The sequence below is a fragment of the Ruegeria sp. H4 genome, assembly GCF_056533065.1.
In genome coordinates, this window is sequence record NZ_JBQFOC010000002.1 from 1 (window position 1) to 14,599 (window position 14,599).

15 protein-coding genes are annotated in these 14,599 nt (G+C 57.7%); 6 read left to right on the top strand and 9 right to left on the bottom strand.

Annotation, left to right across the window (positions count from 1 at the left end; genetic code table 11):
- Positions 1–90: 90 nt before the first annotated feature.
- Positions 91–990: a MurR/RpiR family transcriptional regulator gene (locus ACR0KG_RS11385; protein WP_480827349.1), complete on the bottom strand. Its 900-nt coding sequence runs from the start codon at positions 988–990 to the stop codon at positions 91–93.
- Positions 991–1,079: 89 nt separating this feature from the next.
- On the opposite strand from ACR0KG_RS11385, the gene ACR0KG_RS11390 reads away from it, so the two are divergent.
- The 3 genes from ACR0KG_RS11390 to ACR0KG_RS11400 all read left to right on the top strand — a co-directional run bounded on the left by ACR0KG_RS11390 (position 1,080) and on the right by ACR0KG_RS11400 (position 3,613).
- The gene (locus tag ACR0KG_RS11390; RefSeq protein WP_480827350.1) at positions 1,080–1,832 is read left to right on the top strand and encodes a beta-keto acid cleavage family enzyme; all 753 of its coding nucleotides are present in this window, start codon (positions 1,080–1,082) and stop codon (positions 1,830–1,832) included.
- Positions 1,829–3,145 carry an aspartate aminotransferase family protein gene (locus tag ACR0KG_RS11395; protein ID WP_480827351.1) on the top strand — a complete coding sequence of 439 codons (1,317 nt, stop codon included), beginning with the start codon at positions 1,829–1,831 and terminating at the stop codon, positions 3,143–3,145. Before ACR0KG_RS11390 ends, ACR0KG_RS11395 begins: the two co-directional genes overlap by 4 nt.
- A 78-nt stretch (positions 3,146–3,223) precedes the next feature.
- Positions 3,224–3,613, top strand: a complete 390-nt coding sequence (locus ACR0KG_RS11400; protein ID WP_480827352.1) for a hypothetical protein — start codon at positions 3,224–3,226, stop codon at positions 3,611–3,613.
- Between the two features lie 51 nt (positions 3,614–3,664).
- On the opposite strand, the gene infC is transcribed toward ACR0KG_RS11400, so the two are convergent.
- The 7 genes from infC to cobA all read right to left on the bottom strand — a co-directional run bounded on the left by infC (position 3,665) and on the right by cobA (position 9,297).
- Positions 3,665–4,255 (bottom strand): translation initiation factor IF-3, encoded by a 591-nt coding sequence (infC, locus tag ACR0KG_RS11405; protein ID WP_425328970.1) that lies wholly within the window; start codon positions 4,253–4,255, stop codon positions 3,665–3,667.
- Between the two features lie 116 nt (positions 4,256–4,371).
- The gene (locus ACR0KG_RS11410; protein WP_480827353.1) at positions 4,372–5,223 is read right to left on the bottom strand and encodes a ferredoxin--NADP reductase; all 852 of its coding nucleotides are present in this window, start codon (positions 5,221–5,223) and stop codon (positions 4,372–4,374) included.
- A 106-nt stretch (positions 5,224–5,329) separates the two neighbouring features.
- A complete protein-coding gene (locus ACR0KG_RS11415) occupies positions 5,330–5,737 on the bottom strand; it encodes a DUF934 domain-containing protein (RefSeq protein ID WP_480541713.1) in 408 nt (135 codons plus the stop codon).
- The gene (locus ACR0KG_RS11420; RefSeq protein WP_480827354.1) at positions 5,734–6,495 is read right to left on the bottom strand and encodes a phosphoadenylyl-sulfate reductase; all 762 of its coding nucleotides are present in this window, start codon (positions 6,493–6,495) and stop codon (positions 5,734–5,736) included. Before ACR0KG_RS11420 ends, ACR0KG_RS11415 begins: the two co-directional genes overlap by 4 nt.
- On the bottom strand, positions 6,485–8,149 hold the full coding sequence (locus ACR0KG_RS11425) for a nitrite/sulfite reductase (RefSeq protein ID WP_480827355.1): 1,665 nt from the start codon (positions 8,147–8,149) through the stop codon (positions 6,485–6,487). The genes ACR0KG_RS11420 and ACR0KG_RS11425 overlap by 11 nt, the downstream gene beginning before the upstream one ends.
- Before the next feature lie 66 nt (positions 8,150–8,215).
- Positions 8,216–8,530, bottom strand: coding sequence for a DUF2849 domain-containing protein (locus ACR0KG_RS11430; protein WP_480827356.1), 315 nt, complete (start codon positions 8,528–8,530; stop codon positions 8,216–8,218).
- On the bottom strand, positions 8,530–9,297 hold the full coding sequence (gene cobA / locus ACR0KG_RS11435; protein ID WP_480827357.1) for a uroporphyrinogen-III C-methyltransferase: 768 nt from the start codon (positions 9,295–9,297) through the stop codon (positions 8,530–8,532). Before cobA ends, ACR0KG_RS11430 begins: the two co-directional genes overlap by 1 nt.
- 144 nt (positions 9,298–9,441) lie before the next feature.
- Here cobA and ACR0KG_RS11440 point away from each other — a divergent pair, with 144 nt between their 5' ends.
- Positions 9,442–9,921, top strand: coding sequence for an Lrp/AsnC family transcriptional regulator (locus ACR0KG_RS11440; protein WP_480827358.1), 480 nt, complete (start codon positions 9,442–9,444; stop codon positions 9,919–9,921).
- 135 nt (positions 9,922–10,056) lie between these two features.
- Here the strand turns inward: ACR0KG_RS11440 and ACR0KG_RS11445 are convergent, their stop codons facing one another.
- On the bottom strand, positions 10,057–11,238 hold the full coding sequence (locus ACR0KG_RS11445; RefSeq protein WP_480827842.1) for a cytochrome P450: 1,182 nt from the start codon (positions 11,236–11,238) through the stop codon (positions 10,057–10,059).
- A gap of 47 nt (positions 11,239–11,285) precedes the next feature.
- On the opposite strand from ACR0KG_RS11445, the gene ACR0KG_RS11450 reads away from it, so the two are divergent.
- Entirely contained in the window at positions 11,286–13,019 is a 1,734-nt protein-coding gene (locus ACR0KG_RS11450; protein WP_480827359.1) for a sensor histidine kinase, read from the top strand.
- Positions 13,016–14,245 (top strand): sigma-54-dependent transcriptional regulator, encoded by a 1,230-nt coding sequence (locus ACR0KG_RS11455; RefSeq protein ID WP_480549428.1) that lies wholly within the window; start codon positions 13,016–13,018, stop codon positions 14,243–14,245. The genes ACR0KG_RS11450 and ACR0KG_RS11455 overlap by 4 nt, the downstream gene beginning before the upstream one ends.
- Positions 14,246–14,599 lie beyond the last annotated feature (354 nt).

A 14,599-nucleotide genomic window follows, 5' to 3' on the forward strand; every position in this document is an offset into this window, starting at 1 on the left:
GGTCGCCGTCATGACAAAACGCGCCGTCCAAGCTTGTAGCTAAGGGGGGCAGCCGAAGAAACAAAAGCCCCGGTGAAAACCGGGGCTTTTTCATGTGCGGCGTAGTCTGGGCAATTTTTTCGGCTGCCAATAAGCGCCTGAGTCTTCACGGGCTTTCTCATAGGCCTCGACTCGATGAAGGGCATCTTGACCACCCGCTGCAAACAAATGGCTCAGCAGGCATTCCAGCACCGCCATGGCCCCAGAAAAGCTAGAGAAATGGTGCATTGAGCGTGTGCTGATCTGCAAGCTGATATCGGGGCGCACTCCCGGTGCGATCACATCACTATCTGAAATCAGGATGATCCGGATGCCCTTGCCAGCGGCAAAGCGCATGGTGCGGATGGTTTCGGCTGAATAGGGCCTGACCGTAATGGCCAGCAGGCAATCGCCGCTGCCCGCATCCAGCAGATCATCTGCAGCAGAGCCCATATGCCGGGGAACCAGCTGCAATCCGGGATGGGCCATGCGACCTGCATAATGAAAGTAATAGGCCAGAGCATAGCTGGCCCGTGTTGCTGTGACAAAGCACCGTTGCGTGTTCAGAATGAGATCTGTTGCGGCCTTGACCCGTTCAGGTTCTACAAGGCGTAGGGATCGGGCGACCACGTTCAACTCATTGCGGGCAAAATCGGCTTGGGCCGCGCTGAACGGCCCTTCGGACGATTGAAGCGATAACCAATCCTGGTGCAGGCGATCCTCTCCATCCGTGACCAGGGCTTGCCGGAACGGGTGGCGGAATGCGTCGTAGCCGTCATAGCCCATCCGTTGGGCAAGGCGGACAAGAACGTTGGAACTGACGCCGATCTTCCGGGCCGTTGTGCGGATCGGATCAAGGCCGAAATCGCCGGGATGATCGATCACGTATTTCGCAGCCGCCTGTAGTTGTGGCGGCATGTGATCAATGTCATGCCGGAGGGTTTTGATCAAATGGCTATACGTATCGGTCATTGGACAAAGAAAACATATGTTTTCTATATTGCCAATTGAAAACAAGTTGGGACAGAGTAGGTCGAACTCAGGCAGTTGCGGAGGGTCCGGTGGCCACAAACCCTTATATTCTAGTCGCGCCGAATGGTGCCCGGCGTGGACCTGAGGATCACGCCAAGCTGCCGGTTACGTTGGATCGAACCATATCAACCGCACGGGCATGTCATTTGGCAGGAGCGGATGGTCTGCACCTTCACATTCGGGACGCCGATGGGCGGCATTCGCTGGACGCAGGGCGATATCTTGAGGCGGTCGCAGAGCTGAACAGGCAGCTCCCTAAGATGGATGTTCAGATCACGACTGAGGCGGCTGGTCTCTATGATGTTGAGGCGCAGTTTGAGTGTTTGCGCCGTGTGCAACCGAAATGGGCCTCCATCTCGGTACGAGAAATCGCCCGGCAGCCGGATCTGGCCGAACGCGTCTATGGGCTGTGTCATGATCAGGGCACACGGGTGCAACATATTCTGTATGACGCCGACGACGCGGCGCTGCTGAAGACATGGCAGAAGACTGGCGTTGTGCGAGACGGGCAGGTGGATCGCCTGCTGGTGCTGGGGCGGTACACAGTCAATCAAATCTCCTCAACCGAAGATATCGCATCCTTCCCTCAGGATACTTCGCCGTGGATGGTGTGCGCATTTGGGCCGCTGGAGCATGCGTGCCTGGCTGAGGCGGCACGACAGGGCGGTGATCTACGGGTTGGATTTGAAAACAGCCTGACAAATTCGGAAGGCCAGCCCTGGCCTGATAATGCAGCCTCGGTCACAGCACTCATCGCTTTGCTTAAAGGAACTTCCCAATGAGCCACGTGTTTCCACGCCATACAAAATCCACCTTGCCCGTCGCGGTTGCTGGAGACGGGTGTTACCTGATCGACGCAGACGGCAAGCGCTATCTGGATTGTGGGGATGCGGCCGTGTCCTGCTTAGGCCATTCCAACCCGGCGGTTATTAAGGCCGTGCAGCAGCAAGTGGAACAGATCGCCTTTGCGCATAGCGGGTTTATGACTTCGGAACCGGCTGAAACGCTGGCGGATTTGCTGATCAAACACGCCCCGGGTGATTTGGAGCGGGTTTACTTTGTATCGGGTGGGTCCGAGGCCACCGAAGCTGCGATCAAACTGGCACGGCAGTACTATCTAGAGATCGGGCAGCCCGAACGCCGCCATGTGATTGCCCGCAAGCAGAGCTACCACGGCAACACGTTGGGCGCCTTGTCGGCGGGGGGCAATGAATGGCGCCGGGCGCAGTTTGCACCCATGTTGATCGGTATGTCCCATATCGCGGCCTGTTACGAATATGCTGAAAGACCCGACAATGAGAGTAGCTTTGATTATGGTCAGCGCGTCGCCAATGAGCTTGAGGCCGAAATTTTGCGCCTTGGCCCGGATACGGTGATGGCGTTCATGGCAGAGCCGGTGGTGGGTGCGACCTTGGGGGCGGTTCCAGCCGTTGAGGGGTATTTCCAGCGGATTCGGGAGATTTGCGATCAATATGGCGTGCTTTTGATTTTGGATGAGGTCATGTGCGGAATGGGGCGAACCGGCCATCTGTTCGCCTGCGATCATGATCAGGTTAGCCCGGATATATTGTGCATTGCCAAAGGGTTGGGGGCCGGATATCAACCGATCGGTGCGATGTTGTGTACCGGTAAAATCTATGATGCCATTCGGGACGGTTCAGGCTTTTTTCAGCATGGCCACACTTATATCGGCCATCCCGTCGCCACCGCAGCCGCCTTGGCTGTGGTTCAGGAATTGACCTCCAAAGACCTACCTACACGTGCCGGTGCGATGGGCGAGAAGCTGGAATCCGCGCTGAACGCGGCCATTGGTCAGCATCCTCATGTGGGGGATATACGCGGGAGAGGCCTGTTCTGGGGGCTGGAACTGGTGGCTGATCGCGCGACCAAAACCCCGTTTGACCCATCTTTGGGGCTAGCTGGGAAGGTTAAGAAAGCGGCGCTGGCCCAGGGTCTGATTTGTTATCCGATGTCGGGTACCCGCGATGGTAAAACCGGTGATCACATCCTGCTGGCACCACCTTTCATCATCGAAGAGGCCCAGATTGAAGAGTTGGTCACCAAGCTTTCGGCGGCGTTGGACGCGTCCTTCTGACAATTCTGTGAGGGGCCTTTCAGCCAGTGAAGACGCGTTTAAGGTCGACCTGAACTAAAGACGGTAAGGCTCTTGAAAATGCTCAGAGATATCTGGATCAGCTTCCAAAACCTTCCGGCCTGGGTTCAGATTTGGATGTCGGTGGTTCTTGTTCCGGCCAATCTGGTGCCGCTGGCGTTTCTGGATCAGCCCTATGGCGCAGTTATTGCGGGACTGGCCATTCTGGGGATGGCATTGAACCTGCCGATCATGATGGCAGAGCGTGGCATGTCGCGCGCCATGGCGCTTCCGCATCTGCTGTTCTGGACGCCGATGGTTTTGATCATCGTCTACGTTCTGAACACGCATACCGATCTTCTGCCGATCTATGCGCAGTTTTTGCTGGTGCTGTTGGTGGTCGATCTTGTTTCGCTTGGCTTTGACTTGCGAGACGCGATTTTGTGGAACAAAGACCGCAAAAGCCAGTAGTGCGCGCGCAACAAAGCCCCCTTGGCTTCAAGGGGGCTTCTGCAATCGGGTTTATTTCTGCGGAAGCGGACCGATCATCATGATCATCTGACGGCCTTCCATCTTCGGCATGTTTTCGATCTTGCCGATTTCCTTAACGTCTTCTGCCACCCGTTCCAGAAGCTCACGGCCCAGGTTCTGGTGTGCCATCTCACGACCGCGGAAACGCAGCGTGACTTTGACCTTGTCGCCGTTTTCCAGAAACTTGAAAACATTGCGCATCTTGACGTCATAGTCATGGGTGTCGGTGTTGGGCCGGAATTTGACCTCTTTCACCTCGATGACTTTTTGCTTCTTACGGGCTTCGGCTTCGCGCTTTTGCGTTTCATATTTGAACTTGCCGAAGTCCATGATCTTGCAAACCGGCGGATTCGCATTTGGCGAAATCTCGACCAGGTCGAGACCAGCTTCGTCAGCAAGTTGCATGGCTTTGGCGGGATGAACCACCCCGACATTTTCGCCTTCAGCGCCAATCAGGCGAATTTCGGGGGCACGGATCTTGTCATTGACGCGCGGTCCGGTGTCTCTCTGCGGCGGCGCGTTGTGGGGTCTGCGAGCTATGGGTTCATTCCTTTGATGATTGCAGAATTTCGAGCCCGGAATTTAGACCGGGCCGGGCAGCGTTTCAAGCAGCATAAACGCCTGTTAGTCGGAAATTCCCGTGAATTATCGCGGGAATCGGCTGGTCGGGTCAGGAATGGTCCGGCCAGCCGTGTCGATCAGCCGACAAATGCCTTTTCGATCACGAATTCCTTGGGTTCAGAGTTTGCGCCCTCGCGCAGGCCAAACCCTTCCAGGATTTCCTTGATATCCAGGTTAAAAGCCAATGAACCGCAGACCATCGCACGGTCGGTTTCCGGCTTGATGCCACCCTCGATTCCTAGATCGGCAAACACGGTGCCATCTTTCAGCAATTCGGTAATGCGGCCCATCTTGGGGCTCTGTTCCCGCGTGGTGGTCGGGTAGTAGCGGATCTTGTCGGCAAAACCTTCGCCGATCAGCTCGGCCAGCAATTCGTCCTGACGGATGCTTTCGATCAGCTGACGACCATATTCCAACTCGGCCACTTCGCGGCAGGTATGGGTGATGATGACCTCGTCATAGTCCTCATAGGTCTGCGGCTCGCGCAGCAACGAGGCGAAGGGGGCAAAGCCGGTGCCGGTGGCGAAGAACCACAGACGCTTGCCGGGCAGCAGGGCGTCATGAACCAGCGTGCCAACAGGCTTGGGCCGCAGGATGATCTGATCGCCGGGCTTGATATGCTGCAGCTTCGAGGTCAGCGGGCCATCCTGCACCTTGATCGAGTAGAACTCCAGCTCTTCATCCCACGACGGAGATGCGATCGAATAGGCGCGCAACAGAGGTTTCTGACGACCGGTCTTGGGGTCCGGGTCGCCCATCAGGCCGATCATCACGAACTCGCCCGAGCGGAACCGCAGCGTTGCCGGGCGCGACACTTTGAACGAGAACAGGCTGTCGGTCCAATGCTTCACATCGGTCACGGTCTGCGCGTCGGGCAGAACGGGGGCCTTTACGGCGGTTGCTTCACTCACGGGTTTCATCTCTGTCATCGTTTCACTGCCGGTTTGTTAAACCGACATCTCCGTTTAATCTTTGATCCAGGTCAGGAAAAGGGGACAGATTGCCCCCGGTTCTGGTTGGCCGGTGATGGCGGGTTTAGCCGCGCAGGCGGGCCTGATAGTTGTTGTCTTGCCAATCGGCACGCGCCAGCCATTGATCTTCAGGTTGTCGGGCAGCCAGTGCGTTGTCGATTTCAACCTCGTCAAAGCCGCTGCGACGCGCCATGGCGTACTGGTCTGCAAGGACATGACCCTTTGCGCGCAAACGACCAGTAAAGCCTTTCAGGCGCAGAACACGAGCAATAGTGAAGCCGCGCCCATCCGCCGAGGATGGAAAGTCCACGCGTACCATCTTGGCGCCGCCCAGGCGATCAATCAGCTCATCCGGGTCGGTGTCCGAGGCCACATCCAGCGCCACAACGTCATTTGCGGCGTCTTCCAGTGTGACGAACCCGTCGGTCCAGTCATCGGGGGCAAAGCCCTCATCGTTTACGATTACGTTCATGTTGTCTCTCCGGCGCGCACCATCTTGCCATCGACAAAATGAATGCCGCATTCTTCCTTGCTCTGGTCGCGCCAGCGTCCGGCGCGGGGGTCTTCGCCTTCTTTGACCGGCGAGGTGCAGGGCGCACAGCCGATCGAAGGGTATCCTTTGGCCACCAGCGGATGCCGGGGCAGGTTGTTTTCTTCCATGTAAGCCCGCACGTCTTCGGGCGCCCAATGGGCCAGGGGGTTCACCTTGATCCGGCCGGTTCCGTCTTCGACCTCGAAGAAATCGAGCGCGGCGCGGGTGCCGGACTGGAATCTCTTGCGCCCGGTAATCCAGCCGCAATACCCGGTCAATGCCTGTTGCAGCGGGAAGGTCTTGCGCAGGTTGCAGCACACATCCGTATCCCGTAGGCGCAGCGCGCCATAGGGGTCTTCCCGCTGAATGTCCTGATCATCCGCGCGGACGATATGAACGTTTTTCAGGCCCAGACGCTCGCTGACCTCCTGCTGGTATTCCAGCGTTTCGGTGAACAGCATCTGCGTGTCCACAAACAGCACCGGGGTCATCTTGTCGACCACCGCCGCCATATGCAGCAACACCACCGATTCCGCCCCAAAGCTTGAGACCAGAGCAAGCTCGTCGATCTCTTCGATTGCGCCATGCATGACATCATGGGCGCTGTGGTGGCGGAACCGGTTGTTCAGCGCGTCAACCTTGTCGGTCAGTTCGCGCCTGTCTGCACCCAGTTCCGTCTGGATAAGGTCAAGCGGCATTCGCCTGAACCTCGGGGTAGAGGGCCGCCTTGAACGGAGCCATACCGACGCGGCGGTATGTTTCCAGGAAGGTTTCTTCGGCGCTCTCACGCTGGTTCAGATAGGTGTCCACGATGCGTTCGACGGCTGGCACGATCTCGTCATAGGCAAAGCCTGGACCAGTGCGGTCGCCAACGGCGGCTGTTTCGGTCGCGTCACCGCCCAGAGTAATCTGGTAGTTTTCGACGCCTGCGCGATCCAGACCCAGAATGCCGATATGGCCCACATGGTGGTGACCACATGCGTTGATGCAGCCCGAGATCTTGATCTTCAGGTGACCGATATCATGCTCCAGCTTCAGCTCGTCAAACCGGGTCGCGATTTCCTGCGCAACCGGGATCGAGCGGGCCGTCGCCAGCGCGCAGTAATCCATGCCGGGGCAGGCGATGATGTCGCTGATCAGGCCGATATTGGCTGTGGCCAGGTCGTATTCCTTCAGCTTCGCATGGATCGCGGGCAGGTCCGATTTGTGGACATGCGGCAGGATCACGTTCTGCTCATGGCTAATGCGCAGTTCGTCATAGGCGAACTCCTCGGCCAGATCGGCCATCACGCGCATCTGCTCGGCAGTTGCATCGCCGGGCGTCTGGCCGTGCTTCTTAATCGAGATCGTCACGATCGCATGGTTCGCATCCTTGTGCGGCGCGATGTTGGTGTCGACCCACGAGCGGAAGACCGGATCGTTGGTATAGGCGCTTTCAAACGACGCAACCGAGCCCTGACGGAAATCAGGCGCTGCAAAGTGACCCTTGATCTCTTCCAGCAGGTTCATGTCGGCTCCCTTGAACTGCGGGCGAACCTGCAGGAAACGCTCGTTCACTTTGGCGCGGATGGCGTCGATGCCATGCTCATGCACGGTGATTTTGATGCGCGCTTTGTACTTGTTGTCGCGGCGGCCGATCTGGTTCCAGACGGAAACGGTGGCCTCAAGATAAGCCAGCAGGTCGTCAAAGGCGACAAATTCGGACAGTTCCTTGCCGATCATCGGCGTACGGCCCAGGCCGCCACCCACGATGACACGGGCACCCAAAACGCCATCGCGCTCGACCAGTTGCAGGCCGATGTCATGCGCTTTGATCACGGCGCGATCATTTTCGCTGCCGGTGATGGCGATCTTGAACTTGCGCGGCATGAACTGGAACTCGGGGTGGTCGGTGGACCACTGGCGCAGCAGTTCTGCATAGGGGCGCGGGTCGGCGATTTCATCCGCGGCGGCACCGGCGAAATGGTCGGCGGTCACGTTGCGGATCGTGTTGCCCGAGGTCTGGATGGCGTGCATGCCAACCTCGGCCAGCGCGTCCAGCATATCCGGTACGTCTTTCAGTTTCGGCCAGTTATACTGGATGTTCTGGCGGGTGGTGAAATGGCCATAGCCCTTGTCCCACTTTTCGGCCAACAAAGCCAGTTGGCGCATCTGCGCGCTGTTCAGCGTGCCATAGGGAATGGCGACGCGCAGCATGTAGGCGTGCAGCTGTAGGTACAGGCCGTTCATCAGGCGCAGGGGCTTGAATTCATCTTCGGTCAACGAGCCGTCAATGCGGCGCTCAACCTGGGCGCGGAACTGTCTGTTGCGTTCTGCCAGGAATGCTGTGTCGAACTCGGAGTAGCGATACATATCTAGCTGTCCTTAGTTGCAGCCCCGAAACCAGGGGCCTTGAAGGGGAGAGAGAAGGGCCAGTTATCAGGCCCGGGGCTGCGTTTCGGTTTCCTGCTTGCCATGGGCATAGTTCGAGGGTCCTGTACGGCGGAACTCCTCTCGGAAATGGGTGGGTTCAGGGCCGTTTTCGCCAGCGGCTGCATCGGCCAGGTAGGCGCCGACGATCTTGTTAGCCTGCCGGGCAGCATCCAGCAGACGCACCTGTGCATGGGCTTCATCGGTGATCAGTTCTGCCTCGGATAATTCGCGCGACCAGCGGTCATCCTCGGTCTGATAGATCACGTCGCCTTCCAGCAGGTCGTTGGCGGTGACAACTTTGGGGGTAAAAGCGCGGGCCATCAGGCAAGCTCCTTATTGAATTCGGTCAGGGCCTCAGCCGCCTGACGCGGGGCAAGGCCATAGAATGTCAGAACCGGGCCGTCCATTTCGGCGGCGCTCAGGTCGGTGGGCAGTTGATCGAGGCTGGTGGTGAGAACGCGCTGATCAGGGCGCGAGGCGTTTTCGACCAATGTGATCGGGATCGCGCGATCTGCGCCATGCATGATCAGACGGCCCTGAATGAACCGCGCAGATTTCTTGCCCATATAGATCGCGGCAACCGAGCCATTGCGGGCAAGCGCTGCCCAATCGTGGTCGGCAAAGCCTTTCATGTCATGCCCGGTCAGAAAACGAACCGAAGAGTTGCGACCGCGCTGGGTGAGGCTTTGGCCGATTCCCGCAACGGCGGCAGACGCGGCGGTGATGCCCGGAACGATGCTCCAACGGATGCCAGCAGCATCGACGGCGTCGATTTCTTCATCCAGCCGTCCAAACAGGGTGGGGTCACCGGATTTCAGGCGCACGACGCGGTTGCCCTTGAGCGCATAGTCGACCAGAAGTGCGTCGATATCACTTTGTTTCCAGGAGGGGCCAAACCCGGCCTTCCCGACATCGACAAGAGTTGCAGTCTGACCGGCAAGCGCCAGAATCTCTGCGCTGATCAGTCGGTCATGCAGTACGACATCCGCAGCTGCGAAGGCTTTGAGCGCCTTTTGTGTCAGCAGGTCCGGATCACCGGGTCCCGCGCCGACAAATTCGACATATCCTATTTTGCGTTCGAACTGCATCAGATCGTCCAGAGCGTGGTTTGACTTGTCTCTCAATATAGGAAATATTCCCAGCAAATCGCCATATTGCCGATCAAATAAGAACGTCCGTTCCAATGATTGCATTTGGTGGGACACGGGTTCTGAAATTGAAGGAAAACCGGAATGACGGTGCGGATAGACAGCACAGATCGGAAAATTCTGGCCGAGCTACAACGCGATGCCAGTCAGTCGCTGGACGAAATAGCGGCCAGGGTAGGCAGTTCCAAGACGCCTGTGTGGAATCGAATCCGCAAACTAAAAAGCGCCGGTATTATTGGCCAGCAAACGGTTTTGCTGGATGCCGAGGCGCTGGGGTTTGAGGCGACATTCTTTGTTCTGATCCGGACCTCGGAACATGAGGCAGAGTGGCAGCGCAAGTTCCTGAAAGCATTGCGGGATCAGCCCGAAGTGCAGGAGGCGCACCGCCTGGCCGGGGATATCGATTATATCCTGAAGGTGCGCGTTAAAAATGCGCGCGCTTACGATCAGTTCTATCAATCTCTGATCGCTGAAGTGCGTGTGCACAACGTTACCGCACTGCTGTCGATGGAAGAGATAAAATCAACGACAATGCTTCCCTTGAATGCTTTAGCCGTTGACTAGGTGGTCAAGGGGGCGCTGCCCCCGCCGCCCCTGAAGGGGCGCCTCCCCCGGGATATTTTTGGCCAGATGAAGTCTGGATCCCTGTTCATCTGGCCCAGAATACCTCCGCCGGAGGCATCGCGCGGTACGCGCGATTCAGCGTTGAACCATGAGTTTTTCCAGGCCGTGGAAATGGTAGCTGTTCGAATAGTGCGGAGGTTCGGTCAATCGCAAATCGGGGCATCTGTCGAACAGGATTGGCAAGGCGATGCGCATTTCAAGCCGAGCGAGCGGCGCACCCACGCAGAAATGAAGGCCGCCGCCAAAGCTGGAATTGGTTTGGATGGGCCGAGTTGGATCGAAGGGGGTTGGATCAGACCAAGCCTCAGGGTCTCGATTGGCGGCCCCGAGCAGCAGTGCCACCTGATCACCGCGTTTGAATGAGTGACCGAAGACCTCGATATCTTCATAGGCATAGCGTGTGAACATATGTAGCGGCGGGTCGTAGCGCAGGATTTCTTCGACTGTGGAGTCTATGGTATCAGATGCCAACGCCGCTTTGTCAGTTTGGGTTTGCAACAGTGTTTTGACCCCATTGCCGAGTGAATGCACCGTTGCCTCATGCCCGGCATTCAAAAGCAGGATGCAGGTGGCGACCAGTTCATCTGTCGAGAGTTTCTCTTCTTCTTCCTCAGCCGCAATAAGGCGGGTGATCAGGTCATCACGCGGGTCCGTGCGTCGCTGATCGGTGTAGCCCAGAAGAAATTCGGCAAACTCGCGCGAGGATTGCGCCGCCCGGTGTTCCGTTTCAATGGTGCGGTTGGCCTGGTACATGGCGACCATATCGTGGGACCAGCGCAGCAGGTCAGGGGCCATTGTCTCGGGCACACCCAGAAGTCGGCAGATCGTGATGACCGGGATTTGGGTACAATAAGCCTCCAGCAGGTCGAACGACGTATCAGTAAATTGATCGATCAACGCGTGGCAGAGCGTTTCGATGGATGGCGCAAGGCTGGTAATCGCGCGCGACGTGAAGGCGCGGTTGATCAAGGCACGTAGGCGCGTGTGGCGGGGCGGTTCAGTTTCGAGCAAAGAATGCGCCTCGATCGCCAACCAAGGGGCCAGATGATCGGGCGCGGGTTGGGCGCGTTCAGGTGGAACCTCACGGCCAAACCGTCTGTCCCGAAACAGTGCCTGCACAGCCTTGTGCGAAACTGCTGAGACCATCTGGTAATCCTCCCAATAGAACAGATCACCACAGGCGCGGGCCTTGTCGTAGAAAGGATAGGGGTTTTGGACAAAATCAGGATTAGTCGGGGATTGTGACAGGGTCTTCATGTCGCGCAGACTTGCCATCGGGCGTGGTGAATGCAAGACCCTATGTCATGCAGAGGCTTTGGGTCATTGCTGGATTCCTGTTGGCGGTTGGTTTGCTATCGACGGCTGTCTGGTCTTATGGGTATCGGCAAGCCCTGTCGCAGCTCGGTGAAAAGGCCGAGGCCGATCTTGAATTGGCGGCTGACCGGTTGAGTACGCAGATGCAGGTCTATCAAGAGCTTGCTGTCCTGATGGCGAACCATCCGACGCTGCAAGAGCTCAGTACTCCTGAGCAAGAACTGGCGGCCCGTCTCATGCTGCTGGATGTGGCGGACAAGACGGCCGCGATCAACATGATTTATCTGGATCAGTCGGGCCGGGTTCTGGCATCCGCAAAGCCCGTGGGGCCGCGTAATATGGCCGAGCATCCCGCATTCAGGCGCGCCCTGCAGGGGGCCATGGGCAGCGCGCATGGGGTCGATCCGGACAGCGGAAACAGGATATATTCTTATGCTGCGCCCAGTTTTGGCGCCGCCGGGCAGGTTGTCGGCGCCCTGATGGTTGTCGCGGATGTGCAGGATGTGGAACAGACTTGGCGCGGCAGCACCGAGGCGGTGTTTTTTGTGGATAATGACGGGGTCGTCTTTATCTCAAACCGGTCCGATCTTCTGTTCTGGTCACGGGCTGAGGGGCAAAGGGGGCTCACACCGCCAGATGGGATCCCGATCGATTTTGCCACGTCTTGGGTGGACGGGCATGAGCTATGGTCGTTGAACTGGGGCCGTTATTTGCCACGTCGGGCGCTGCATCTGACACTTGATCTGCCGGTGATCGACATGACAGCTGAGGTGCTGGTGGATGTGGCCCCGGCGCGGCGTTTGGCTGGGCTGCAGGCGGCGGCGGTTGCAGCCATCTGTCTGGCCTTTGGAGCCTTGCTGTTTCTTGCAACCGAGCGGCGGCGCACGCTGGCCGAGGCAAATGCGGTGCTGGAAGGCCGCGTGGCGAAACGAACGCGTGACCTGACCACGGCCAATACCGCTTTGCGGCGCGAAGTGGCAGAGCGGCAGGAGGCCGAAGCGGCACTGAAAAAGGCTCAGGCAGATTTGGTTCAGGCCGGCAAGCTCAGCGCTTTGGGTCAGATGTCGGCAGGCATCAGTCATGAGTTGAACCAACCGTTGATGGCAATCCAGCAATTTGCGGACAATGGCGCGGCTTATATGGAGCGCGGGCAGGGCGAAAAAGCCGGGAAAAACCTCGGGCGTATCTCAGAAATGGCGGCACGCATGGCGCGGATCATCAAGAACCTCAGGGCTTTTGCTCGTAATGAGAGCGAGCCTATGGGGAAGGTCGATCTGGTGCAGGTCATCCAGTCGGCAATAGAACTGACAGAGCCTCGCCTGCGAGAGGAGCAGGTGACACTAGACTGGTCGCCTCCCTCACATCCCGCGAACGCCTGGGGTGGAGAGGTCCGTCTGGCGCAGGTTTTTGTGAATCTGATCAACAACGCTATCGATGCCATGGACGGTCAGGTGGACAAAGGGATCAGTATTCAGATCGATAACGGGGATCGTCTGGTTGTGTTCATCCGCGATACAGGCCCGGGGATCGAAGATCCGGACAAGCTGTTTGAACCCTTTTACACTACAAAATCTGTAGGCTCGTCCGAAGGTTTGGGGCTTGGGCTGTCGATCTCTTACGGATTGGTGCAAAGCTTTGGCGGCAATATCCGGGGTGCGAACGCGGAAGGTGGTGCTGTATTCAGCGTGGAACTGGAGCATTTTGCAGAGGGTAAGGTGGCATGACGCGCAAAGTGCTTTTGGTGGACGATGACGCGGCGGTGCGCGAGGCGTTGTCACAGACGCTGGAGCTGGCGGAATGTGAGCCTCTGTCCGTGGGATCGTTTGTGGCAGCCAAGGATCATATACGCGCCGATTTTCCGGGTGTGATCCTGTCAGATATTAGAATGCCGGGGCGGGATGGGTTTCATCTGTTGGCCTATGCGCATGAGATTGACCCAGACCTGCCGGTTGTCCTGCTGACAGGTGAAGGCGATATTCCGATGGCAGTAAAAGCGATGGGGCAGGGTGCTTTCGATTTTCTGGAGAAGCCCTGCGCCGCAGCTGATTTGCTGACCGTGCTCGAACGCGCATTTTCGGCACGCTGTGAAGTTCTGCGTGAGCGTGCGCTAAAAACCGAGTTGGAGCGTGGCGACCCAGCGGCACGGCTGCTGTTTGGTTTGTCCGCGCAGGCAGCGGCTTTGCGTGACCGGGTTCGCAATGTTGCAATGACCGGCGCCGAGGTTTTGGTGACCGGTCCACCGGGTAGCGGCATATCCAAGGTCGCGGAGGTGGTGCATCTGATGTCGCCCGTTGCCCAGGGATCGTTTGTGAAACGCCCAGCCTCGGGGCTGAGCGCTGATGATCTGGCGCAAAGTGCTGCTTCTGCTGTCGGCGGGTCGTTGTTTCTGGACGAGATATCGGCGCTGCCGGTGGCAACCCAATACGCCGCGCTTGAGCTGATGGAACAGGGCACTGAGACGCGGATTATCGCGGGAACAACGGCTGATCTGTCAGCGCTTTCAGACCAGGGTCAATTCAACGCCGATCTCTTCTATCGGTTGGATGTGATGCGGGTGCGTATTCCGTCACTGGCAGAACGGCCCGAGGACATTCCTGTCATCTTCCGCCACTATGTCGCGCAAGCGGCTGAACAGGCAGGCATTCCCGAGCCAGAGATCACCTCGGAACACCTTGCCTCGCTGATGGCGCGTGATTGGCCGGGCAATGCGCGGTCTCTGATGTCGGCAGCGATGCGTTTTGTTCTGGGGATGCCGGACGATGTGGCGCAAGCGGCTGAGCTTGGGCTCAGCGATCAGATGGCGCGGGTCGAACGATCGTTGCTGATCGCTGCGTTAGGGCGGCACAATGGCAAAGCCTCGGACGCGGCAAAGGCACTAAAACTGCCACGCAAGACGTTTTATGACAAACTCGCGCGGTACCAGATCAAACCGGAAGACTACCGAAGATAAGCAGATACTCCCGCCAGCTTAACCCGCATATCATGCGGGCAAGTTGTTGGGTCGGGCAGCCCGCTGGAGCGGGCTGCGGTCGGTGCGTTTGGGGATCAAACGCGATTCGTACCATTTGATTCGAATACCGTGCGAAAATCCGCACATACAAGAATTTTGATGTGCGGATTTTCGCACAAGCGAGTTGCCGTGTCTAAAGAAGTGGTTTGGAGTGAAGTGTAAAGCATTGTTATCCATAGTAAAAATAGAGGGCCGGCTATAATCGATCAAATCGTTGTGCCGTTAGAGTTGATTCGTTTGACTGCCGGGCATGCGGTGCCCGTGTGGCACCTATTGAACTGTTTTGAAGTCAGG